Below are 23,240 nucleotides of genomic sequence, written 5' to 3'. Positions count from 1 at the left end.
AAAGAATCACAAATAGATCTTTAAATTTAAGTTAGAATGAGGTTTTACTCATGGAAAATGTTGTTGTACATATCATCTCTCACAGTCACTGGGATCGTGAGTGGTATCTACCTTTTGAAAGTCACCGCATGCAATTGGTGGAACTGTTTGACAATCTCTTTGATCTTTTTGAAAATGATCCGGAGTTCAAAAGTTTCCACTTAGATGGACAAACCATTGTTCTCGATGACTATTTAGAAATTCGCCCTGAAAACCGCGACAAGGTGCAGCGTTATATCGACGAGGGCAAACTCAAGATTGGTCCCTTCTACATTTTGCAGGATGATTACTTGATCTCCAGTGAAGCCAACGTCCGCAATACCTTGATTGGACAAGCTGAATGCGCCAAATGGGGCAAATCTACTCAGATTGGTTACTTCCCTGATACCTTTGGAAATATGGGGCAAGCTCCTCAACTCCTTCAAAAATCAGGGATCCACGTAGCAGCCTTTGGGCGTGGGGTCAAACCAATCGGATTTGACAACCAAGTCCTCGAAGATGAGCAGTTTACCTCTCAATTTTCTGAAATGTACTGGCAAGGGGCGGATGGTAGCCGTGTGCTAGGTATTCTCTTTGCCAACTGGTACAGTAATGGGAACGAAATTCCAGTGGATAAAGATGAAGCTTTGGCTTTTTGGAAACAAAAATTGGCAGATGTTCGTGACTATGCCTCCACCAACCAATGGTTGATGATGAACGGCTGCGACCACCAACCAGTTCAACGAAACTTGAGTGAAGCAATTCGCGTGGCTAACGAACTATTTCCTGACGTGACCTTTATCCATAGCTCTTTTGATGAATATGTGCAAGCAGTGGAAAGTGCGCTTCCTGAGCAATTATCAACAGTTACAGGAGAATTGACCAGTCAGGAAACCGATGGTTGGTACACACTGGCAAATACGTCTTCCTCTCGGATTTATCTCAAGCAAGCCTTCCAAGAAAACAGCAACTTGCTCGAGCAAGTGGTGGAACCTTTGACCATCATTACTGGTGGGCACAACCACAAGGATCAATTGACCTATGCCTGGAAGACACTCTTACAAAATGCGCCACACGATAGTATTTGTGGATGTAGCGTAGATGATGTTCACCGTGAAATGGAAGTTCGTTTTGCCAAGGTCAACCAAGTTGGAAACTTCGTCAAGACCAACCTTCTGAACGAATGGAAGGGTAAGCTAGCAACTCAAAAAGCCCAGAGTGAGCACCTCTTTACGGTCATCAATACTGGCTTGCATAATAAGGTGGATACCGTCAGCACGATTGTCGATGTAGCAGTTTGTCCGTTTAAGGAATTGCATCCGACAGAAGGCTTCAAGAAAATGGCCGCTTTGACCTTGCCAGACTACCACGTAGAAGATTTAGATGGGCATCTTGTAGAAGCAGAGATTGAGGACTTGGGAGCAAGCTTTGGCTATACCCTGCCTAAGGATAAATTCCGTCAACCTTATATCGCGCGTCAAGTGCGCGTGACGGTTCCGGTTCACCTAGCGCCTCTTTCTTGGACCACCTTCCAGCTCTTGGAAGGCAAAGCACCTCATCATGATGGTCTTTTCCAAAATGGGGTGATTGATACGCCATTTGTAACCCTTAGTATCGATGATGGCTTGACCCTCTATGATAAAACGACCAATGAGGCTTATGAGGATTTCCTTCGTTTTGAAGATCGTGGTGATATCGGTAATGAATATATCTACTTCCAACCAAAAGGAACCGAGCCGATCTATGCGGAGTTAACAGCTTATGAGGTCTTGGAAAACAATGCTCGCTATGCCAAAATCTTGCTCAAGCATGACTTGACGATCCCGGTTAGCGCGGATGAACAATTGGATGCGGAGCAAAGAGGCATTATCGAGTTTATGAACCGCAAGGCAAGTCGCTCAGAAGAGATGACAACCATCCCTCTTGAAACGGAGATGACCATCTTTGTGGATGACCCGCAAATTCGCTTCAAGACACGCTTTACCAATACTGCTAAGGATCACCGCATTCGTCTCTTGGTCAAAACTCATAACACTCGTCCAAGCAATGACTCGGAAAGCATTTATGAGGTGGTCACACGGCCAAATAAACCGGCTGCTTCTTGGGAAAATCCTGAAAATCCTCAACACCAGCAAGCTTTCGTCAGCTTGTATGATGACGTCAAAGGGGTAACAGTGGCCAATAAAGGATTGCATGAATACGAAATCCTTGGAGACGATATGATAGCTGTAACACTTCTCCGTGCTTCCGGTGAACTTGGTGACTGGGGCTATTTCCCAACACCAGAAGCACAATGCTTACGGGACTTTGAGGTTGAATATGCAGTAGAATGCCATCAAGCTCAGGGACGCTTCTCTGCTTATCGCCGAGCTAAAGCTTTGCAGACACCGATGACCAGACTTCAAGTTGAAAAACAAGAAGGAAGTGTAGCAGCATCTGGTAGCTTACTCAAGCATACAGCCTTGACACATCCTCAGGTTTGTCCAACAGCCTTTAAGGTAGCAGAAAATGAAGAAGGTTACATCCTTCGCTATTACAATATGAGCCAAGAAAATGTGCGCGTGTCAGAGGGACAACAAACGGTTGTCGATCTTCTTGAACAACCGTATCCGGTCCATACAGGTTTATTGGCACCGCAAGAAATCCGGACAGAATGGATTAAAAAAGAAGAAGTCTAGCTGGTTGCAGCTGAAGAAACAATAAAAGGAAAGGAGGAGCGAAAAAGTAAGAACCAACTGCTGACTCGCTCCTTTTTACAGGTAAAAGCAATGACCATTGCAACGATTGATATCGGAGGGACTGGGATTAAGTTTGCTAGTCTCACTCCGGATGGAAAGATTTTAGATAAGGCCAGCACCCCAACGCCAAAAACTCTAGAAGATTTGTTGGCTTGGTTGGACCAGCGATTGTCAGAACGTGACTACCGTGGGATTGCTATGAGTGTGCCAGGGGCTGTTAACCAAGAAACAGGGGTAATTGAAGGGATCAGTGCCATTCCTTACATCCATGGTTTTTCATGGTATGAGGCGCTTGCTCATCATAAGCTCCCTGTCCATCTAGAAAATGATGCCAACTGTGTTGGACTCAGTGAACTGCTAGCTCATCCTGAGATTGAAAATGCAGCCTGTGTCGTGATTGGTACAGGGATCGGTGGCGCCATGATCATCAATGGCAAGCTTCACCGTGGTCGTCATGGCTTGGGCGGTGAGTTTGGCTACATGACAACCATCGAACCTGCAGAAAAGCTCAATAACTGGTCACAACTAGCATCAACAGGAAATATGGTGCGCTATGTCATTGAAAAATCTGGTCAGTCTGACTGGGATGGCCGTAAGGTGTACCAAGAGGCGGCAGCAGGCAATGCCCTTTGCCAAGAAGCTATTGAGCGGATGAATCGCAACCTAGCCCAAGGACTGCTCAATATCCAGTATCTCATCGACCCAGATGTCATTAGCCTGGGTGGCTCTATTAGTCAGAATCCAGATTTTATCAGAGGGGTTCAAAAAGCAGTAGATACTTTTGTGGACAGATATGAAGAATATACAATTGCTCCAGTGATTCAAGCTTGCACCTATCAGGCAGATGCCAATCTCTACGGTGCCCTTGTCAACTGGTTACAGGAGGAAAACCAATGGTAACTTTTACCGGAATCAGCAGTAAACAAGCGCAAGCTTTAGAGTTGCTCCAAAATCACATTTCTCTACCAGATGTAGAAGTGGCGGTTGGTCAGTCTGACCATGCTTCTATCTCTATCAAGGGTGAGAGTGGACAGTATCAATTGACCTACCGCAAACCGCATCAACTTTACCGCGCCTTATCCGTTCTAGCAACAGCTTTAGCAGAAGGGGACAAGGTAGAGATTGAAGAACAAGCGGCTTACGAAGATTTGGCCTATATGGCGGACTGTTCGCGCAACGCCGTGATCAATGTCGCATCTGCCAAACAGATGATTGAAGTCTTGGTTCTCATGGGTTATTCAACCTTTGAGCTCTACATGGAAGACACCTATCAGATTGAGGGGCAACCTTATTTTGGTTATTTCCGTGGAGCATACTCAGCTGAAGAGTTACAGGAAATTGAAGCCTATGCCCAGCGGTTTGACATGACCTTTGTCCCATGCATCCAAACCTTGGCCCACTTGTCAGCCTTTGTCAAATGGGGTGTCAAAGAAGTGCAGGAACTCCGCGATGTAGAGGACATTCTCCTTATCGGTGAAGAAAAAGTTTATGACCTGATTGATGGCATGTTTGCGACGCTATCTAAACTACAAACGCGCAAGGTCAATATCGGGATGGACGAAGCCCACCTGGTTGGTTTGGGTCGTTATCTTATCTTGAACGGTATTGTGGACCGGAGTCTCCTTATGTGCCAACACTTGGAGCGCGTGCTGGATATTGCAGATAAGTATGGTTTCCACTGCCAGATGTGGAGCGATATGTTCTTCAAGCTTATGTCAGCAGATGGCCAGTACGATCGTGAGGTGGACATTCCAGAAGAAACACGAGTTTATCTAGACCGTCTCAAAGACCGTGTGACCTTGGTTTACTGGGATTATTATCAGGATAGCGAGGAAAAATACAATCGTAACTTCCGTAATCACCACAAGATTAGCCAAGATATCGCCTTTGCTGGTGGGGCTTGGAAGTGGATTGGCTTCACACCCCACAACCATTTCAGTCGTCTCATCGCTCTTGAAGCCAATAAAGCTTGCCGTGCCAACCAGATCAAGGAAGTCATTGTGACGGGCTGGGGGGACAATGGTGGTGAAACAGCCCAGTTCTCGATCCTACCGAGCTTACAAATCTGGGCGGAGCTCAGCTATCGCAATAATTTAGAGTGTCTATCTGCTCACTTTAAGGGCAATACAGGCCTCTCAGTTGAGGACTTTATGCAGCTGGATCTGGCCAACCTCTTGCCAGATCTACCAGATAATCTCAGTGGACTCAACCCTAATCGCTATGTCTTCTATCAGGATGTTCTTTGCCCAATTCTAGACAAGCACATGACACCTGAACAGGACAAGCCACACTTTGCCAAGGCAGCTGAGATTCTTTCTGACATTAAAGAAAAAGCTGGTGTTTACGCCTATCTCTTTGAGACCCAGGCTCAGTTGAATGCTATTTTAAGTAGCAAAGTGGATGTAGGACGACGCCTTCGGGAGGCTTATCACGCAGGTGATAAAGAGAGCTTGCGACAGATTTCCAGAGAAGAATTGCCAAAACTCAGAGGCCAGATTGAAACCTTCCATGCTCTCTTTAGCCACCAATGGTTGAAAGAAAACAAGGTCTTTGGTTTGGATACCGTAGACATCCGTATGGGTGGCCTCTTGCAGCGCATCAAGCGAGCTGAAAGTCGGATTGAAAACTACCTAGCAGGCGAAATCTCTCGTATCGATGAACTAGAAGTAGAGATCTTGCCATTCAACGATTTCTACGGGGATCAGGACTTCGCAGCCACAACGGCTAACCAGTGGCATACTATTGCGACGGCTTCAACCATTTATACAACGTAAAAAATGCCAAGTTGGATGACAGAAGTCTCATCTACAGTGGCTAGGAGTAGAAGAGGAGCTGTCTTTACGACCACCCTTTTCTACTCTTTTTTTAAGCTATGTCATAAATTTGTAGAATTTTTTCTATAATTAGGAGTTTGAAAATAGAAAATGGCTATCTTATAATAAGTATTGTAAACGCTACCAAAGCAAAAACACGCTCAAGGCTCAAAGGGGGAAGTTAAATGAAAAAGTTTGTAAGGACTCTGAGAGAAAATTTCATTTTTCTTTTAATGGTCTTACCTGGTGCAGCGTGGTTAATCTTATTCTTCTATATTCCGGTTTTTGGGAATATCGTAGCATTTAAGGACTATCATATCACAGGAGAGGGCTTCATTGACAGTGTCATGAAGAGTAAGTGGGTTGGCTTTGACAACTTCAAATTCCTCTTTAGTTCCAAAGATGCCTACATTATTACAAGAAACACGGTATTGTACAACTTAGGATTCATCTTCTTAGGATTGATTGTTTCCGTTGGGATCGCCATCATCTTTAGTGAGTTGAGATCAAAAAGAGTGGTCAAGGTGCTTCAAACCTCCATGCTCTTCCCATACTTCTTATCATGGGTTATCATCAGCTTCTTCACCGATGCCTTCCTTAACGTGGACAAAGGATTGGTCAACCACATCTTAACTTCATTTGGTATGAAAGCCATCAATTTCTACTCGGAATTGTGGATCTGGCCAGCGCTTCTCCTCTTCTTAGGAATCTGGAAAGGCTTTGGTTATAGCAGTGTCATGTATTATGCAACCATCATGGGAATTGACCCAACTTACTATGAAGCAGCGACCGTGGATGGTGCGTCTAAGTGGCAACGCATTCGCAACATCACCATTCCTCAGTTGTCTTCCTTGATTACGGTTTTGACCATTCTTGCAGTCGGAAATATCTTCCGCGCAGACTTCGGTCTTTTCTACCAAATCCCGCATAATGCTGGAGCTCTCTATAGTGTAACCAACGTTATTGATGTTTATGTCTACAACGGTTTGACCAAGTCAGGGGATATCGGGATGACAGCAGCAGCCGGTCTTTACCAATCGGTAGTCGGGCTGGTTCTTGTGTTAATCTCAAATATCATTGCCCGTCGCATTGATAAGAATGCCGCTCTCTTCTAGAAAGGAGGATCGTATGAAAAAATCAACCATTCAAAAAGAAAAAATTGATAATGTCGGGATCCATTCTTTCAGTAAGAAGAGCAACTTCTTCTTTACCTTGTTGTTGACCTTGGTCGGCTTGACCTGTGTGCTTCCCTTCATCTTCGTTGTCATGATCTCTTTGACAGACGAACAAAGTTTGGCAGTCCATGGCTTCCAATTCTGGCCAGCAAAATTTGGATTTGATGGTTACCTCTTCTTGGTACAGTTCAAAGACAAAATCTTGCAAGCCCTCTTCATTACCTTGTTTGTGACCATTGTGGGAACAGCATGTAATGTCTTTATCACCACAACTTATGCTTACGCTATCTCACGGAGTACCTTTAAATACCGCAAGTTCTTTACCGTATTTTCACTCCTTAGTATGCTCTTTAGTGCAGGGTTGGTTCCAAGCTACATTGTCACCACTCAACTCTTGCAGTTAGGTGATACCATCGGGGCTTTGATTATCCCAATGTTGCTCAGTCCATTTAACATCATCTTGATGCGGACCTTCTTTAAACGGACCATTCCAGAAGCTATCCTTGAATCCGCTCGGATCGATGGGGCAAGTGAAACACGGATCTTCTTCCAAATCTGCTTGCCATTGTCTCTTCCAGGGATTGCGACCATCAGTTTGTTCACCGCTTTAGGGTTCTGGAATGACTGGTTCAACGCCCTCCTCTATATTAAGAGTGACAACCTTTACCCATTGCAATACCTCTTGATGCAAATCCAAAACAATATGGATTACATCGCTAAAAACGTCGGGGTATCCGGCCAATTGGCAGGAGCTGTACAATCCATCCCACGGGAAACAGGACGTATGGCCATGGTGGTTGTGGCAACAGTGCCAATCGCCATTCTCTATCCATTCTTCCAACGCTACTTTGTAAAAGGCTTGACCATCGGTGGTGTGAAAGAATAACATCGTTTATTGAAAATCAGCAGGATTTTCAACTCATAACTTAGTCTAAAAAGAAAATAACATAAAGGAGATTTTTCTTATGAAAAATTGGAAAAAATACGCGTTAGCATCTGCTAGTGTCATCGCTCTTGGAGCTACTCTTGCTGCTTGTGGAAACCTTACAGGGAACAACAAGAAGTCTGCAACAACTGAAGACGGTAAACCAATCATCAAGATGTACCAAATCGGTGATAAACCAGATAACTTGGATGTTCTTCTTAAAAATGCCAACAAGATCATTGAAAAGAAAGTTGGCGCAAAATTGGATATCCAATATCTTGGTTGGGGTGACTATGCACAAAAAATGAACGTTATCATCTCATCTGGTGAAAACTATGATATTGCCTTTGCTAATAACTATGTCATTAACGCTCAAAAAGGTGCTTATGCTGACTTGACAGAATTGTACAAGAAAGAAGGGAAAGACCTTTACAAAGCACTTGACCCAGCTTACATCAAAGGGAACACTGTAAACGGCAAGATCTATGCTGTTCCAGTAGCAGCTAACGTTGCATCTTCTCAAAACTTTGCCTTTAACGGACCACTTCTTGAAAAATATGGTATCGACGTTTCAAACGTGAAAGACTATGCTTCTCTTGAACCAGTCTTGAAAGCCATCAAAGAAAAAGATCCAAACGTTGTTCCATTTGCAATGAACAAGAGCTACGGTGGACCTTCAGATGACTTTGACTATGTGGCTGTTGATGGACTTCCATTCGTTGTTGACTTGAAAGGTGACACTACTAAGATCGTTGACCGTTACACAATTCCTCGTTATGTAGAAAACTTGAAGACTCTTCACAAATACTACGAAGCAGGATACATTCCAAAAGACGTAGCAACGAGCGACACTGGTTATGATCTTTCTCAAGATACATGGTTGGTTCGTGAAGAAACAGTAGGGCCAGCTGACTACGGTAACAGCTTGCTTTCTCGTGTAGCAAACCGTAAGATCGAAATCAAACCATTTACTGAACTGTACAAGAAGAACAATACTACTCAAGTAGCTAACTTTGTTATCTCAAACAACTCTAAGAACAAAGAAAAAGCAATGGAAGTGTTGAACCTCTTGAACACTGATCCAGAACTCTTGAACGGCCTTGTTTATGGACCAGAAGGCAAGAACTGGGAAAAAGTTGCTGGCAAAGAAAACCGTGTCAAAGTCTTGGATGGCTACAACGGAAACACTCACATGTCTGGATGGAACACTGGTAACAACTGGATTCTTTACATCAACGAAAACGTAACAGATGAACAAATTGCACAATCTAAGAAAGATTTGGAAACTGCAAAAGAATCTCCAGCACTTGGCTTCATCTTTAACACAGACAAAGTGAAATCAGAAATCACTGCTCTTACAAATACTTTGAACCAATTCGCAGGTGCGATCAATACTGGTACTGTGGATCCTGAAGTAGAAGTTCCTAAGATGCTTGAAAAATTGAAATCAGAAGGTGCTTACCAAAAAGTGCTTGACGAAATGCAAAAACAATACGACGAATTCCTTGCTTCTAAAAAATAAGAACAGGTAGTTCGAAAAGGCTTTGGAGGGATCTCCAGAGCCTTTTATATTGAAGAGAAAGTCCTCTTAGAAGCTTTCCTTATGTGAGTACGGACGTCAGCGAACTTCTACGAAGTTCCATGACTTAGTTTTGAACCTAAAGTTTCAAAACTCCCGAGTGCTAGAAACACTAGTGTTTCTAGCACTTTTCTCACGGCGGAAAGTTTCGGTAGATGATTGAATAACTTTAACTCATAAAATGTTTTTATTTTTATATAATTTTATAGATCTGTATCAAAGAACAGTTTTTTATGAAAATAGAACTGGAAATGAAAATCAATATTTCAATTTACTAATGTAAATGCGGGAAAGCGTTTTATTTTTATGGTATAATAGAATGACTAATTGGAAAAGAGGCTGAATGATGGGGAAAATCATCGAGTTCATTTTTACGAGAGTCTATGTTGCCATGCTGGTAACAGGGATTTTTTGGGTCTTGACGATCTGTGGGGGCATCCTTCTAGGAGTAGGACCAGCCAGTGCCACTATCATGAGCCTCTATGCGGAAAATGGCATGACCTACAAGGACTATCATTGGTCACGCGCTTGGGAACTCTTCAAAGAAAATCTGGTTCCGGCCAATCAAGTTTTTTACACCTTCTTTGCCATTGAAGGAATCCTCCTCTATGGCATGTACCTCATGATCCAGATTCCTCACTTAAATTTCTTCCAAATTTTGGTTCTTCTGTTTAATCTAGTTTTCCTCTTGGTTGCGCCTCTAGCTTACGCTGTTTATTTGAAATTGCAAGTGCATTTTGCTCTCTCTTATGCCAACAGTATCAAGCTCAGTTTGATCGGAATGTTGCTGGACATTCGTCCAGTTCTTAAGCTCATCCTTGGAACAGCACTACTTGGTGTCATTAGCTATTATATGCCAGCCCTTCTCTTTTTTGTCTTGATCGGCGTCTGGCATTTCTTTGTCAATGATATCTTTGACCCTGTTTATCAAAATATCCACGAAAAATTGGTATCCTAACGATGAAAAAAATCTGGTTAAGTACGCTTTTAAAATTCTACGCCTATGTCATGGTGGTCATTTTGACCATTATGGGTCTCGTCGTAGCGGGGATCTCTTGGAAAAACCAGCAAGCTGAAGCCGATCGGATCGCCCAACGGGTCTTGACTGAAGTCGTGACGGATCTCGAGACCTCTTATCAGCGGGTCACACAAGAAGGGCGTAGTCTCGTTGAAAACCCTGCAAAATTAGAAGGGGTTTATCGCTATTTTACCTTGTCACCATCGGAGTATGAGACTTGGCGATTGAATGCCCAGTTTCCTTCTTATATCCAATTGTCCCTACATAAGAATATTGACAGTCTCTATTTGAGCAATAAAAACATCGAGGGTATCGATGTCACCTTGTCGGATTACAAGACAGTATTTGTCTCTACCCGGCAATCGAAGGGGGGTAAGCAAGTTTCCGCGGACCATTACAAGGCTCCTGCGACAGCCATTCCGGTTCCTTTGACAGATCCGACTACGGGTGCTGGAGTTGGGATTGCTTATATTACTCTGGACCAGGAAATTTTGACGGCAGCGATTGACAATGCTAGAGGAGATCTACCGGTTGCTGTGCGGATCTTCACGCCCTTTGGGAAAGAAATGTACCATGAAGGGGATAAGGAGCAAGCAAAAGATGTTAAATGGCAAACCCGTAGCACGATCTATGGCTACAAGGTGGATGTAGTCGTTTCTGAAAGTTATTTGGTCAAGAAGGGTCTAGCTAACCTGACCACTTTTCTCTCCATTGCTTTCCTGATTTTCTTGATCCTGTACTTGTTATTACGGCAGATTTTCAAAAATTACCGGCGTCAAGTCCTCGATTTGGTCGATACCATGAATCAGATCAGTCAAGGCGATAGTGAACGACGGATTGATACCTCGACCAAGGACCAAGAACTTTTGGTCATTGGTAATATGATCAATACCATGTTAGACAATATGGACAAGAACATTCGGGATATCTACCAGTTGCAGCTCAGCCAAAAAGATGCCAATATGCGGGCCCTACAAGCCCAGATCAATCCCCATTTCATGTACAATACACTGGAATTTATCCGGATGTATGCCGTCATGCAAGAGCAGGATGAATTGGGTGATATTATCTATGAGTTTAGTAGTCTCTTGCGCAATAATATCTCAGACGAGCGAGTGACGACAGTTGAAAATGAGCTCGAATTTTGTCGCAAATACAGCTACCTCTGTATGGTGCGTTATCCAAAATCGATTGCCTATGGCTTTAAGATCGATCCAGGTTTGGAAAAGATGAAGATTCCCAAATTCACCATCCAGCCTTTGGTCGAGAACTATTTTGCGCATGGAGTGGACCATAAACGCAAGGACAATGTGATCAGTGTCAAGGTCTTGCAAGGAGAAGGGCAGGTCATCATCTTGATCACTGATAATGGGCGCGGGATGAAAGAAGAACAGCTAGAAAGCATTCAAGAGATGCTAGCCAATCGCAATCCACGCTCAGAAATCGAAGAAAAGAGTGGTCGGCAGTCCATCGGAATTGTCAATGTCCATGAACGCATGCTGCTCTATTTTGGAGATCGCTACCATATCCAAGTCTTCTCCCAACCTCACCATGGAGTGACCTATACGATAACCATTCAAGATGAATAAAGGAGACAGAATGTACAAAGTCTTATTAGTAGACGATGAGTATATGATTACAGAAGGGTTAAAAAAATTAATCCCCTTTGACCACTGGAATATGGAAGTGGTCGCAACTGCAGAAGATGCAGACCAAGCCCTTGATTATGTGCGAGAGTATCCGGTAGATGTGGTGATCACGGATGTCAATATGCCTGGGAAAACTGGACTTCAGATGATTGCTGAGATGAAGGATTTGATCCCAGATGCTGCCTATATCATTATGTCAGGCTATCAGGATTTTGAATATGTCAAGACAGCTCTCAATTTGCGCGTGGCAGACTACCTGCTCAAACCTGTCAATAAGGTGGAGATGGGCAATATCCTAGAAAAAATCCAGCACCAAATCCAGCAACCAAGCCAAGAGTTGGCCAACCGCTTGATTCACGATGACATCTCTGAGGAAGAGTTTTGTCGGTATATCGCAGGCCGGAATTCACTGTGGATTGGGATTGCTAAGGAGAAAAAAGGTTTTATCAGCTCGTCTTACCAAGTTCTCGGGCAAAATCTTCAACTCTTTATCTCAGATCAAGAAGAAGAAGCCATGATTGAGAAGGCCTTTGAGCCTCCTTATAAGGAACACTTTCATCAATTTAAGGACCTAGTGGAGCGGAGTCTCTTTTATGGAGCGACCCCTCTCAATCAAGACGAAGAGGTCTTCCATTACTACGAGCCGGCCTACCGGGTGATCATGCAAGGAAATATCCAACAGATCTTAGAAGAACTGGACTGGTTGGAAAAAATGATCCTTGAGAAGACACCCAAGGTTTCGCTGACAAAGCAACTCTTTATCCAATTTTTGATGGATGTCTTTCATTTGTTTGAATACCTGCAAGGAGATGATTTGGCCGATGTGGTCAAGAAAGTCCAAGAAGCTGCTACCTTTAGCGAGATGATTAGCTTTATCCAGGAAGAGTTGTCCCGTTTCTTATCCCACTATCGGATGAACGAAAATGTAGCGAGTGTCCTCCAAGTGATTAGCCGTGATTACCAAAAAGAGCTGTCACTCAAGGACATCAGTCAGGCTCTCTTTATCAATCCAGTCTATTTAGGCCAATTGATTAAACGAGAAACCAATGCAACGTTCGCAGAACTCCTCAACAAACAGCGGATTAAGGCTGCCCAGCAGCTCCTCTTATCGACCAATGACAGTATTGAAGATATCTGCTATAAAGTTGGTTACAGTAATGTAGGCTATTTCTACAAGGTTTTCCGTAAACTCTGTGGGAAATCGCCTAAAACCTATCGCTTACAAGTCATGACAGAGCAGGCAGAAGATGAGTAAAAGGCTGAGACGATTTGTCTCAGCCTTTTGATTGAAGACAACGTCTTCTTAGAAACTTTCCTTAGGTGAGTACATAACAGAAGGTCAGAGACTATGAAGCTAACTTTTGAGTATTTTTTTATTTGACAAATATAAGTAGACAGTGTATACTTTATAAAAAGTAGACGACGTATACTTTGATAAGGGAAGGTGGTCAAATGAAACGGAATACGGAAGAACTGAAAGAAAAGTTAATTTCGGTCGGCATTGAAGAAATCAGAACTAACGGGATTGACCGGATGTCTATGCGTACAATAGCTCAAAAATGTGGGGTGACTCATGGAGCTCCCTATAAGCATTTTGGAAGTAAAGATAGATATATTCAAGTGGTTATGGAACACTTATCAATGTTCTTTTTGAAAAATATGATACAAGGGATTGATACTTCCATAGATGCAAGAACTCAACTAACTCTGATGGGCTGTAACTTTGTAAGGTTTGCCCAAGAGGAAACCTATCTATTTGAAGTATTATTTATCAAATTTCCATATAACTATATGGAGTTGTTCCAGGAAACTATTTCAGTCAACTCCTCTTTACCAGGATTTGAACATTTTAAGTCGGTAGCGTTAAGACTTAAAGATGAGGAAAATCTTTCTAGTGGTGACGCAGAAATTTTGATCCATTTTTGGAGTTTTATTGCTGGTTTGGCTCTATTGGTAAGGAGTCCTGTTGGAGAAAGCTTTAAAGAAAATGATGTTCAAAAGACCGTCAGAACGATGCTTGATATTTATATAAAAGGAGATAGCTGATGAATGTTTTAATAATCTATTCACATCCGAATGAAACAAGTTATAATGCATCAATCCTTCAAACTGTGCAAAAGCATTTAGCACCAGAGCATAGAGTTAAAATAGTAGACTTATATAAAGAAAACTTTGATCCGGTTTTACGTTTTGATGAAACGCATAAAAGGAGAGATTTACAGCATAATGAAGACATGAAACCATATAGAGATTTATTGAGTTGGGCGGATCAGTTGATTTTTATTTTCCCTACTTGGTGGAGTGGAATGCCAGCTATTTTAAAAGGTTTTATTGATCGTGTTTTTGTTACAGGTTTTGCTTATCAGAATGGACCTCGAGGTCCGGTGGGGAAACTAGATGGAAAAGCGTGGATCATTACGACGCATAATACGCCAAAAATTTTTCTTCCTTTTTCTCAAGACTACGCAAAGGTTCTAAAATCTCAAATCTTGAAACCCTGTGGTATTAAACCGGTTAAAATGACACAAGTTACACGAGTGGAGTATATGAGTGATCGTCAACGGAAAGAAGAACTAGAAAAAATCGCACAGATAGCCAAAAGGATATAAAAACGTGCGTTACAAGTCATGACAGAGCATACAGAAGATGAGTAAAAGGCTGAGACGATTTGTCTCAGCCTTTTTACTTTTCATTTTACGTTCTTTGTATCTTGATTTTTCCAACCAGCAGCTCAGCTTCAATGGTGATTTCTGTGAGTTGAGTCCAGTCGATTTTTTCTTGGTCAACATGAAATAGAAGAGGGGTCATGGCGAGGAGCGCCTGACGTTCTTCAGGACTTAACCTCTTGGTGAGGCTGACTGTTTCGGATGAGAGGATCTGGCAGTGCTCTTCAAAGTGTTCCAAAATTTCCTGGTTGGAGTAAGATTGCTTGGTCAATTGATCTTGGGCCAACTGACGAATCTCTTTTAGATGAGAAGAGGTTGGGACGACCTTAATAATCACCCCTTCAGCCTTTAAGACACGCTCAAATTCAGCGTAATTAGCCGGGGAGAAGATGTCCAAAATGACTTCCATACTCTTAGATTGAATGGGTAAATGAGCCAAATCTCCTACAAACCAATTGACCTTCCAGCTAGCGTCACTCTTGGCAGCTAGTTGTACGGATTCCTTGGAAAGATCGAATGCATAGAAAGTAGCCTTGGGATAGGCTTCTTGTAGTTTTCGGGAGTAATAGCCTTCTCCGCAACCGATATCTAAAATTCTGGCATCACTGGTCGGAATTTTTTGTCCGATCGCTGTTAGAATCGGCTCATAAAAACCTGCTTCCAAGATCAGCTGGCGATTCTGGAAATTTTCTTTGTCATAGTCCTTTGATTGTTTGATCTGGGGAGCCAGGTTGACATAGCCAAATTTCGCCAAATCAAAAGAATGGCCCTTGGGACATTTAAAACTGGTCCCCACAAGTTCTAGGTCCAGTTGACAGATGGGACAGGCAAAAGCAGTGGCTGTTTGAAATCGTTGTAATTTTGGTTTGATCGGTGTATTCATATTAGTAGTGTAACAAAAGAGCCTCTAGATAGCAACCGATGCTGTAATGGGACTAAGTCACACTTTTTTAACGGTTCTACGCGGTATTGAATGGACCTTGAGTCTCTTTATTTAATTTCCTCATTTTCGTCCAATGGATCGCTGAGGAGGGTTTTCAATTCTAGACAATACTTACTTGCTTCAAATTCAATGATCTCATATTGAGCAATCTCATTTTGATAGAATGGATCGTGTGCAATGATTTCTTGGACAGCATCTTTATTTTTTGCTCTCATGAGAATGATACCGCCAGTTCTTGGATTTTTTCTTCCAGATGCGATAAAAAGACCTTTTGTATAATACTGATTTAAAAAATCTATGTGTTTTTCTAAGTGTTTTTCAACTTCATCAAGGGGCTTGATATAGGTAAGGTTTACAATAAACATAAGTGACTCCTTTAAAACAAATGATAAATAGATTATAATACTTTACAAACTACCTGAATAGTAGGCACATTTTTGTAAGGAGAAAAAATGTTAACAAATAAAAATTGGAACTGTAGTATGTCTCGAGTCTTAGATGTGGTTGGTGGGAAATGGAGGATGAATATATTATGGGTTATAAACAAGCATAAGAGAGTTCGTTTCAATCAATTGAGAAGAGAAGTTGAAGGGATAACAACTATCAGTTTGACACGTGGCTTAGACGTTTTAATAGAGAACCAATTGGTTGAGAAATATGATTTTGAAACGATGCCACTCCATACAGAATATGAGCTGACAGAAAAAGGCAAATCACTGATGCCGATTTTAAAGGACTTGAATCAATGGGGAAAAGAATGGTTGCAATGAATTTTTCCCTCATTTTAATCTCTTCTATCTCGCCACTCATCTCTTCATTTTAACCACTTATCCCCAAAAGCCGTTTTTTAAACGGCTTTTTTGCTAGACTGGTTCTATCAAAAGGAGAGAGAACATGATATTACAAGCTAAAAACATCAGTAAACGATATGGAAATCATTTAGCCGTAAACAATATTCATTTACAGTTTGAAAAGGGAACCTTTAATGCGATTCTAGGACCAAATGGGGCGGGGAAATCAACAACGATTTCCATGTTGATTGGTTTGAAACAACCAACGCAAGGTGAAATCATCTATGAACCAGGTACGAAAATTGGTGTGGTCTTCCAGACTAGTGTCTTAGATGAGATGCTAACGGTTAGGGAAAATCTGACCATTCGTGCGAAACAGTATAAAGGCTTAAAACCTGATCGTGTGTCTGATCTTATTGATCGGCTAGGCCTATCAGCTTTCCAAAAGCAGAAATACGGGACGCTTTCAGGTGGTCAAAAGCGTCGGGTTGACATTGCGCGTGCTCTACTACACAGTCCAGACCTTTTGTTCTTAGATGAGCCAACGACAGGTTTAGACATTCAAACCCGGAAGTCCATTTGGGATTTGCTCTATCAATTGCAGAGAGAAGAGGGAATGACCGTTGTATTGACCACGCATTATCTTGACGAAGCAGATGAAGCTGATCAAATTTATATTGTAGACCATGGGGAAGTGATTGCTCAAGGATCGGCACTAGATATTAAGAGCCAGTATGCAAAAAATATCTTGAAGATTCGTTTCAAGGAGATGCAGCAGATAGAAAGTCTCAAATCTTCGGGAATGTCAGTAGAGCAACAAAGTCAATTGGAGTATATTTTTCAACCCAAGAGTGAAAGGGAAGCCATTGATTATCTGGCGCAAGTTAGAGATAATCTAGCCCATTTTGAGTTTCGTCCAGGGACCATGGATGATGCCTTTATTGCACTTACAGGAAGGGAGGTCCGCTAATGCTAGCCGTACTAAAGCGAAATTTTTTATTGTATTTTAGGAATCGTTCAGGAGTTTTCTTCTCCCTGTTGGGAGCCTTGATTTCCTTTGTTCTCTATATTATTTTTCTTCAAAAAAATCTGACAGATGCTTGGGCTCAGCTCCCAAATAGTGGTCCTGTGTTAAATAATTGGTTAATGAGTGGGACGCTGGCTGTGACAGGGATTACGACAAGTCTGGCTGCCCTGACTCAGTTAGTAAAGGACCGTGAACATCAAGTAGATCAGGATCTTTATTTATCGGATCAAGGAAAGTGGCGGTTACCATTTTCGTATCTAACGAGCGCAATCATCATCTCTTTTTTCATGCAAGTCCTTATGTATGTGCTGATGTGTGGCTATTTTAGAGAAGCTCCAGCACTATCTTTATTACCTGAAGTACTCCTCATCATGCTGTTTAGTAGCCTGCTTTCTAGTTTAGTGAATGCCATTTTTGTTTATTTTTTCCAATCCGTAGACAGTCTTGGAAAGTTTGCGACCATAGTGGGTACAGCTTCCGGTTTTTTGGTAGGGACTTATGTACCTTTAGGTGTTCTACCTGATTTTGCACAACTACTAATGAAATGTACTCCAGCAACTTATATTGCTGCACTTTATCGACAAGTACTCATGAAAGAAGCAGTGAGCGAAACCTTTAAGGGGCGAGATGATCTTCTTCGAGATTTTCAAGAAAAAATGGGCGTTCAGCTCAAATGGCAAGCTTTATTGACAAAGGAACAAACATACCTTATAGTGTTAGGAGGTATTCTTCTAGCTTTGGGGATTTGGATTTCCTTGGCAAAAAGATCGAGTAAAAGAAAGTAAGTGAGAATTGGAGTAGGAATGAAGATTCGTTTTGAGGAAAAACAGGATATCGCAGAAAGCAACCCCTGTGTGGTCATTCAAGCCAAGCAATTATCTGATCAAGCACGAGAGGTGATGGACTATCTCGAACAATTTTCGACAGTGAATCAAGTAGTGATTCCTATCAAAACAGATGATCATTTGATTATGGTGAAAATTGATGACATTATTCTAGCCGAGATTGATAAGAATCAGCTAACCATTTATACGACAGACAAAACGTTCACCGTCAGAGATACTTTGACAAATTTTCAACATCGGATTAATCGTCGTAATTTTTTACAGATATCACGCCACGCGGTGATGAATATCGACCATTTAGAATCGCTATCGGATAGTTTTTCAGGCAATATGATGGCTAAACTGACACGTGGAGTGAAATCAAGTGTCAGTCGGAAATATGTCAAATCCTTGATGGATTATTTAGGGGTATAGGAGAAAGTGATGAAACGAGTTATAGCTTATTTTGTATCTGGTATGAGGACAGGATCCTTCTTTTATTTGTGTTTGGTGTTATTATCCCATATCTATCCCAACATCGTCTATCCCGCTGTGAATGTACGCAACATCCTAGCGATCTTTTTAATGAGTGGAACAATGGGAGTTTTGACGTTCATTCTTGAGGAAGAAGAGTTTTTGACCTATAGTTTGCGTGTGGTCCTGCATTTAGTTGTGACAGCTACCATCTTAGCATTGACCTACTTATTTTTTGGCTGGGGGGCAGCCTTACGGAGCCCGATTCCTTGGTTGATCTTTCTAGCCATTTACGGCCTGATCTGGCTTTACCAGATTTGGCAACTCCATAAAAAAACTCAACGAATCAACCAAGCATTGTTGTATCGCAGAAAAGGGAAATAGTCCCAGAAAAAAGTGTATAAGAAAACCACGAAGTTTCGTATTAACTTCGTGGTTTTACTTTCTTAATAAGTCAAAACAAAGTATTTTTTCTTACCGCGGCGGATAACGGTCAATTCATTTTCTAATTTATCGCTATCGCTCAAGACATAGTCAAGGTCTTGAATGCGTTCGCCGTTGACGTAGATAGCTCCGTTTTGAACATCTTCGCGGGCTTGGCGTTTAGAATTTACCACACCAGCTGTGACCAAGAGTTCAACAATGTTGAGGTTGTCTTCTGCTTGGACCTGGTAGTTTGGCACACCACGAAGGCCTTGTTTGAGTTCTTTTACAGAAAGGTTTTTGATGTTTCCTGCAAAGAGTTGTTCGGTGATGTTGAGGGCTTCCTTGTAGGCTTCTTCGCCGTGGACGAGGGTAACCACTTCACGCGCCAAGATCTTTTGAGCCAAGCGTTCATGAGGAGCGGCCTCAAACTGTTTGCGGATCTCTTCAATCTCATCAAGTGACAAGAAAGTGAAGATCTTCAAGAAACGCACAGCATCCGCATCCATCACATTCATCCAGAATTGATACATTTCGTATGGAGATGTTTTGTCTGCATTGAGCCAGACCGCATTACCTTCTGATTTACCGAATTTCTTACCAGTTGCATCTGTGATCAAAGGCACAGTCATAACATGACCAGTTTTATCTGCTTTACGACGCATCAACTCAGTACCGGCTGTCATGTTTCCCCATTGGTCAGATCCACCGATTTGAAGGGTTACATTGTGTTCTTGGTTGAGGACGTAGAAGTCATAGCCTTGCATGATTTGGTAGGCAAACTCTGTGTAAGAAATCCCTGTTTCAATCCGTTTTTTAACAGATTCTTTACTCATCATAGCATTGACCGTAAAGTATTTTCCGACATCACGAAGGAAGTCAATAAAGCTAATGCTTCCAAACCAATCGTAGTTGTTGACCATTTCGGCTTTATTGTCACCATTTTCAAAATCGAGGAAACGAGACAATTGCCCTTGAATGGAGCGAACCCATTCTTGTACCGTTTCTTTTGTTTGGAGACTACGTTCAGCATCTTTGAAGGACGGATCTCCAATGAGACCAGTCGCACCGCCAACGAGCGCATAAGGTTTGTGGCCTGCTAGTTGAAGACGACGGCTCGTCAAGATAGCAACCAAGTGACCAAGGTGAAGGCTGTCAGCAGTTGGATCATAACCAGTATAATAAGAAAGCTGACCTTCTTCCAGTGCTTTGCGTAAGGCTTCTTCATCCGTCGTTTGAAATACCAAACCACGCTCTTTTAGCTCATCAAAAATGTGCATGTGTCTTTTCTCCTTTATAAGTTTATTCATCTCTCTATTCTACCATAAACCACGGAAATGGCAATGGTTTCCATCATTTTCTTGTCCTTACCCAGGAAGAATGAGTGACGATTTCTACGCTCTTGTGATTGAAAACAAAGGGCCTAATCTGCTATAATATAGGGAACAAGGAGAAAGAATCAGTGAATCAATTAAAAGAGAAGCTGCAAGAGTTTTGGAAGAAAGTCCAAAAATTCTTTGCAAAGATGTATACAGAAACTCCGAATAAGGAAAAAAATGAGGAAAGTAGCTGGTCTGTCGGCGATATTTTTGCGACCTTTTTGCGCACCCTCAAACTCCTGTGGGATGTCATGATCGCCCTGTTCGTGTGCCTCTTTTTATTTGGCGCAGGGATTGGGATTGGTTATGCGGCGAGCCTCTTTTGCAATGTCAAGGTTCCAAAGACAGAAGAATTGGTCCAGCAGGTCCGCAACGTCAGCAGTGTTTCAAAACTGACTTATTCCGATAAGAGCTTGATTGCAGAAGTGGACAGTGATTTGATCCGCACGCCAGTCGCAGGAGACGCCATTTCAGACAATGTCAAGAAGGCTGTGATCGCTACTGAGGATGAGAATTTTGAAAGCCACAAGGGAGTTGTACCTAAAGCCGTTCTTCGGGCAACACTTGGATCTGTAGCCGGCGTGGGTTCCTCTAGTGGGGGATCAACCCTGACCCAGCAGTTGATCAAACAGCAAGTCGTGGGAGACGCTCCAACCTTTACTCGTAAGGCGACAGAGATTGTCGATGCCTTGGCTTTAGAGCGGGGAATGGATAAAAATGAAATCCTAACCACCTACTTAAATGTTTCGCCTTTTGGACGAAACAATCGGGGACAAAATATTGCGGGTGTGGAAGCTGCAGCTCAAGGGATCTTTGGCGTCTCTGCGAAAGACTTGTCCGTTCCACAAGCGGCCTTTATCGCTGGCTTGCCACAAAGTCCGATTGTCTACTCTCCTTATGCTGCAGACGGTAGCCTAAAGAGCAAGGAGAACCTCGAGTTAGGTCTGGCGCGTGCCAAAGACGTTTTGTTCAATATGTACCGGACAGGAGCCTTGTCGAAAAAAGACTACGAGACCTATGCTCAGTACGACTTGACCAAAGACTTCATCGCTCCAGATGGCATCGAGAAAACACCGCATGACTACCTCTACTTCCAAGCCATGGCAGAAGCAAAAGAGGCCATGTATGATTACTTGATCAAGCGAGACAATGTCACCAAGCAAGACTTGAAAAATAATGAAACCGTCAAGGCTTATCAAGAATTAGCGGAGAGCGAGTTGCGCGAAGGTGGCTACACCATTCAAACCACGATTAACAAACCGGTTCACAATGCCATGCAGGCCGCAGTAGCGAATTTTGGCAGCGTCTTGGATGATGGGACGGGTCTTGTAGAAGTTGGGAATGTCCTTATGGACAACCGAACGGGTGCCGTTTTAGGATTTATCGGTGGACGGAATTTTGACGGCAACCAAAACAACCATGCCTTTGATACAGAGCGTTCCCCAGGGTCTACAATCAAACCACTGTTGGCCTATGGGATTGCCATCGACCAAGGCTTGATGGGAAGCAATAGCATCCTTTCTAACTACCCGACTAATTTCTCAAGTGGGGAGCCGATCATGCACGTGGATAGCCGAGGGACAGCCATGATGGATCTCCGTGAGGCCCTCAATACCTCATGGAATATTCCAGCTTACTGGACTTACCGGACTCTTCGTGAAAAAGGTGTGGATGTCCCATCCTACATGAAGAAAATGGGCTATGATATCCCTGAATATGGCATTGAGAGTCTGCCGATGGGGGGAGGAATTGAGGTCACTGTTGCCCAACATACCAATGGTTTCCAAACCATTGCTAACAATGGGAACTACCTCAAACGCTACATGGTAGAACAAATCATTGATCGAGATGGGGATGTAGTCTACAAGCACGAGGCAGATCCTGTTCGTGTTTACTCTCCAGCAACGGCAACGATTATGCAGGATCTCTTGCGCGGGGTTATTACGTCTGGTGCTACAACGACCTTTAAGTCACGGATTAGCCAAGTCAACCCAACGCTGGCAGGTGCAGACTGGATTGGAAAAACCGGTACCACTAACTCAAATGGGGATATGTGGCTCATGTTGTCCACCCCTAATGTTTCTTTAGGAGGTTGGATCGGCCATGACAACAATGCTTCCATGCAGACCTTGACTGGATACAACAACAATGCCCAATACATGGCGCAGTTGGCGAATGCAATTTACCAAGCAGATCCAAGTCTCTTTGGGATTCAGGATAAATTCACTCTCGATAAGAGTGTGATCCGCTCTGAAGTACTCAAATCGACTGGTGAAAGACCGGGCCGCGTCAATGTCAATGGTCGGGATATCGATGTGAGCGGTCAAATGGTGACGAGCCTTTGGGCCAAAAACGGAGCGCCAACCACTCAATACCGCTTTGCCATCGGGGGATCGGATAGCGATTATCAAAGTGCTTGGGCAGCGATTCTCGGTAATTCCAGTGGAAATCAGTCGAATAATAAGAACAATTCGACAACCAATAGTTCATCCAGCAATAGTTCAAATCGAAACAGCTCAAATCGTGGCAATCGACGCTAGTCTGATCCAGTAGAAAACCTAGAGAAAGCCTTGATTTTTGGAGCAAAAAACGGTATAATAGTGATAACTAATTTGTCGTGTGCTTTATTTGAAATATTGTCCAAATAAGAGCTTACAGCAGTTAAATCTTACTTGAATAAGTCGATTTAGCTGCTCTTTTTGTGCCTATTTTTCAGAAAAAACCTAGTTTGTTACACAAATTTAATTTTTCTAAAAATTACAAAATGCGACGAATGAGGTGAAGAGACAGCTCTTCAC

At 42.6% G+C, this 23,240-nt stretch carries 20 protein-coding genes; 17 read left to right on the top strand and 3 right to left on the bottom strand.

Annotated elements, in window-relative coordinates; genetic code table 11:
- Positions 1 to 50: 50 nt before the first annotated feature.
- The 11 genes from ABVF55_RS00335 to ABVF55_RS00285 all read left to right on the top strand — a co-directional run bounded on the left by ABVF55_RS00335 (position 51) and on the right by ABVF55_RS00285 (position 14,524).
- Entirely contained in the window at positions 51 to 2,696 is a 2,646-nt protein-coding gene (locus tag ABVF55_RS00335) for an alpha-mannosidase (RefSeq protein WP_445285361.1), read from the top strand.
- Positions 2,697 to 2,786: 90 nt separating this feature from the next.
- A complete protein-coding gene (locus ABVF55_RS00330) occupies positions 2,787 to 3,656 on the top strand; it encodes an ROK family protein (protein WP_445285360.1) in 870 nt (289 codons plus the stop codon).
- The gene (locus ABVF55_RS00325) at positions 3,650 to 5,530 is read left to right on the top strand and encodes a beta-N-acetylhexosaminidase (RefSeq protein ID WP_445285359.1); all 1,881 of its coding nucleotides are present in this window, start codon (positions 3,650 to 3,652) and stop codon (positions 5,528 to 5,530) included. Before ABVF55_RS00330 ends, ABVF55_RS00325 begins: the two co-directional genes overlap by 7 nt.
- Positions 5,531 to 5,754: 224 nt before the next feature.
- Positions 5,755 to 6,684 (top strand): ABC transporter permease, encoded by a 930-nt coding sequence (locus ABVF55_RS00320; protein WP_003009701.1) that lies wholly within the window; start codon positions 5,755 to 5,757, stop codon positions 6,682 to 6,684.
- Positions 6,685 to 6,697: 13 nt separating this feature from the next.
- Entirely contained in the window at positions 6,698 to 7,630 is a 933-nt protein-coding gene (locus ABVF55_RS00315) for a carbohydrate ABC transporter permease (RefSeq protein WP_003004100.1), read from the top strand.
- A gap of 79 nt (positions 7,631 to 7,709) precedes the next feature.
- Complete coding sequence (locus tag ABVF55_RS00310) at positions 7,710 to 9,191, top strand: ABC transporter substrate-binding protein (protein ID WP_070594709.1); 1,482 nt, start codon at positions 7,710 to 7,712, stop codon at positions 9,189 to 9,191.
- A gap of 403 nt (positions 9,192 to 9,594) precedes the next feature.
- Positions 9,595 to 10,206, top strand: a complete 612-nt coding sequence (locus ABVF55_RS00305) for a YesL family protein (protein ID WP_031572560.1) — start codon at positions 9,595 to 9,597, stop codon at positions 10,204 to 10,206.
- A gap of 2 nt (positions 10,207 to 10,208) precedes the next feature.
- Positions 10,209 to 11,855 carry a sensor histidine kinase gene (locus ABVF55_RS00300; RefSeq protein ID WP_320909546.1) on the top strand — a complete coding sequence of 549 codons (1,647 nt, stop codon included), beginning with the start codon at positions 10,209 to 10,211 and terminating at the stop codon, positions 11,853 to 11,855.
- A 10-nt stretch (positions 11,856 to 11,865) separates the two neighbouring features.
- Positions 11,866 to 13,170, top strand: a complete 1,305-nt coding sequence (locus ABVF55_RS00295; RefSeq protein ID WP_320909545.1) for a response regulator transcription factor — start codon at positions 11,866 to 11,868, stop codon at positions 13,168 to 13,170.
- A 197-nt stretch (positions 13,171 to 13,367) separates the two neighbouring features.
- The gene (locus ABVF55_RS00290) at positions 13,368 to 13,961 is read left to right on the top strand and encodes a TetR/AcrR family transcriptional regulator (protein WP_320909544.1); all 594 of its coding nucleotides are present in this window, start codon (positions 13,368 to 13,370) and stop codon (positions 13,959 to 13,961) included.
- Positions 13,961 to 14,524, top strand: a complete 564-nt coding sequence (locus ABVF55_RS00285) for an NAD(P)H-dependent oxidoreductase (RefSeq protein WP_320909543.1) — start codon at positions 13,961 to 13,963, stop codon at positions 14,522 to 14,524. Before ABVF55_RS00290 ends, ABVF55_RS00285 begins: the two co-directional genes overlap by 1 nt.
- A gap of 85 nt (positions 14,525 to 14,609) precedes the next feature.
- Here ABVF55_RS00285 and ABVF55_RS00280 read toward each other — a convergent pair whose 3' ends face one another.
- Both ABVF55_RS00280 and ABVF55_RS00275 read right to left on the bottom strand, forming a co-directional pair.
- Complete coding sequence (locus tag ABVF55_RS00280) at positions 14,610 to 15,464, bottom strand: putative RNA methyltransferase (RefSeq protein WP_320909542.1); 855 nt, start codon at positions 15,462 to 15,464, stop codon at positions 14,610 to 14,612.
- A gap of 107 nt (positions 15,465 to 15,571) precedes the next feature.
- The gene (locus tag ABVF55_RS00275) at positions 15,572 to 15,889 is read right to left on the bottom strand and encodes a YciI family protein (RefSeq protein ID WP_150905134.1); all 318 of its coding nucleotides are present in this window, start codon (positions 15,887 to 15,889) and stop codon (positions 15,572 to 15,574) included.
- Between the two features lie 87 nt (positions 15,890 to 15,976).
- Here ABVF55_RS00275 and ABVF55_RS00270 point away from each other — a divergent pair, with 87 nt between their 5' ends.
- From ABVF55_RS00270 to ABVF55_RS00250, 5 genes are all read left to right on the top strand, one after another.
- Positions 15,977 to 16,294: a winged helix-turn-helix transcriptional regulator gene (locus ABVF55_RS00270; protein WP_150905136.1), complete on the top strand. Its 318-nt coding sequence runs from the start codon at positions 15,977 to 15,979 to the stop codon at positions 16,292 to 16,294.
- 124 nt (positions 16,295 to 16,418) lie between these two features.
- Positions 16,419 to 17,285 (top strand): ABC transporter ATP-binding protein, encoded by an 867-nt coding sequence (locus tag ABVF55_RS00265; RefSeq protein WP_201088996.1) that lies wholly within the window; start codon positions 16,419 to 16,421, stop codon positions 17,283 to 17,285.
- Entirely contained in the window at positions 17,285 to 18,127 is an 843-nt protein-coding gene (locus tag ABVF55_RS00260; protein ID WP_150905138.1) for an ABC transporter permease, read from the top strand. The genes ABVF55_RS00265 and ABVF55_RS00260 overlap by 1 nt, the downstream gene beginning before the upstream one ends.
- 18 nt (positions 18,128 to 18,145) lie before the next feature.
- Positions 18,146 to 18,601 carry a LytTR family DNA-binding domain-containing protein gene (locus tag ABVF55_RS00255; RefSeq protein ID WP_049523750.1) on the top strand — a complete coding sequence of 152 codons (456 nt, stop codon included), beginning with the start codon at positions 18,146 to 18,148 and terminating at the stop codon, positions 18,599 to 18,601.
- A gap of 9 nt (positions 18,602 to 18,610) precedes the next feature.
- On the top strand, positions 18,611 to 19,024 hold the full coding sequence (locus ABVF55_RS00250; protein ID WP_049472884.1) for a DUF3021 domain-containing protein: 414 nt from the start codon (positions 18,611 to 18,613) through the stop codon (positions 19,022 to 19,024).
- Positions 19,025 to 19,086: 62 nt separating this feature from the next.
- Here ABVF55_RS00250 and tyrS read toward each other — a convergent pair whose 3' ends face one another.
- Positions 19,087 to 20,343 (bottom strand): tyrosine--tRNA ligase, encoded by a 1,257-nt coding sequence (gene tyrS / locus ABVF55_RS00245; RefSeq protein WP_320909540.1) that lies wholly within the window; start codon positions 20,341 to 20,343, stop codon positions 19,087 to 19,089.
- 182 nt (positions 20,344 to 20,525) lie between these two features.
- Here tyrS and pbp1b point away from each other — a divergent pair, with 182 nt between their 5' ends.
- Positions 20,526 to 22,982, top strand: coding sequence for a penicillin-binding protein PBP1B (gene pbp1b, locus ABVF55_RS00240; protein WP_320909539.1), 2,457 nt, complete (start codon positions 20,526 to 20,528; stop codon positions 22,980 to 22,982).
- Positions 22,983 to 23,240: the final 258 nt, after the last annotated feature.

The organism is Streptococcus sp. KHUD_012, assembly GCF_052588255.1.
Note: the sequence above shows the minus strand (reverse complement) of the source record. Positions and strands in the feature narration are given on the sequence as shown.

Bases quoted from the DNA above. Each gene is read 5' to 3' on its own strand.
- ABVF55_RS00335 (WP_445285361.1), top strand. From the start codon at position 51: ATGGAAAATGTTGTTGTACATATCATCTCTCACAGTCACTGGGATCGT.
- ABVF55_RS00330 (WP_445285360.1), top strand. From the start codon at position 2,787: ATGACCATTGCAACGATTGATATCGGAGGGACTGGGATTAAGTTTGCT.
- ABVF55_RS00325 (WP_445285359.1), top strand. From the start codon at position 3,650: ATGGTAACTTTTACCGGAATCAGCAGTAAACAAGCGCAAGCTTTAGAG.
- ABVF55_RS00320 (WP_003009701.1), top strand. From the start codon at position 5,755: ATGAAAAAGTTTGTAAGGACTCTGAGAGAAAATTTCATTTTTCTTTTA.
- ABVF55_RS00315 (WP_003004100.1), top strand. From the start codon at position 6,698: ATGAAAAAATCAACCATTCAAAAAGAAAAAATTGATAATGTCGGGATC.
- ABVF55_RS00310 (WP_070594709.1), top strand. From the start codon at position 7,710: ATGAAAAATTGGAAAAAATACGCGTTAGCATCTGCTAGTGTCATCGCT.
- ABVF55_RS00305 (WP_031572560.1), top strand. From the start codon at position 9,595: ATGGGGAAAATCATCGAGTTCATTTTTACGAGAGTCTATGTTGCCATG.
- ABVF55_RS00300 (WP_320909546.1), top strand. From the start codon at position 10,209: ATGAAAAAAATCTGGTTAAGTACGCTTTTAAAATTCTACGCCTATGTC.
- ABVF55_RS00295 (WP_320909545.1), top strand. From the start codon at position 11,866: ATGTACAAAGTCTTATTAGTAGACGATGAGTATATGATTACAGAAGGG.
- ABVF55_RS00290 (WP_320909544.1), top strand. From the start codon at position 13,368: ATGAAACGGAATACGGAAGAACTGAAAGAAAAGTTAATTTCGGTCGGC.
- ABVF55_RS00285 (WP_320909543.1), top strand. From the start codon at position 13,961: ATGAATGTTTTAATAATCTATTCACATCCGAATGAAACAAGTTATAAT.
- ABVF55_RS00280 (WP_320909542.1), bottom strand. From the start codon at position 15,464: ATGAATACACCGATCAAACCAAAATTACAACGATTTCAAACAGCCACT.
- ABVF55_RS00275 (WP_150905134.1), bottom strand. From the start codon at position 15,889: ATGTTTATTGTAAACCTTACCTATATCAAGCCCCTTGATGAAGTTGAA.
- ABVF55_RS00270 (WP_150905136.1), top strand. From the start codon at position 15,977: ATGTTAACAAATAAAAATTGGAACTGTAGTATGTCTCGAGTCTTAGAT.
- ABVF55_RS00265 (WP_201088996.1), top strand. From the start codon at position 16,419: ATGATATTACAAGCTAAAAACATCAGTAAACGATATGGAAATCATTTA.
- ABVF55_RS00260 (WP_150905138.1), top strand. From the start codon at position 17,285: ATGCTAGCCGTACTAAAGCGAAATTTTTTATTGTATTTTAGGAATCGT.
- ABVF55_RS00255 (WP_049523750.1), top strand. From the start codon at position 18,146: ATGAAGATTCGTTTTGAGGAAAAACAGGATATCGCAGAAAGCAACCCC.
- ABVF55_RS00250 (WP_049472884.1), top strand. From the start codon at position 18,611: ATGAAACGAGTTATAGCTTATTTTGTATCTGGTATGAGGACAGGATCC.
- tyrS (WP_320909540.1), bottom strand. From the start codon at position 20,343: ATGCACATTTTTGATGAGCTAAAAGAGCGTGGTTTGGTATTTCAAACG.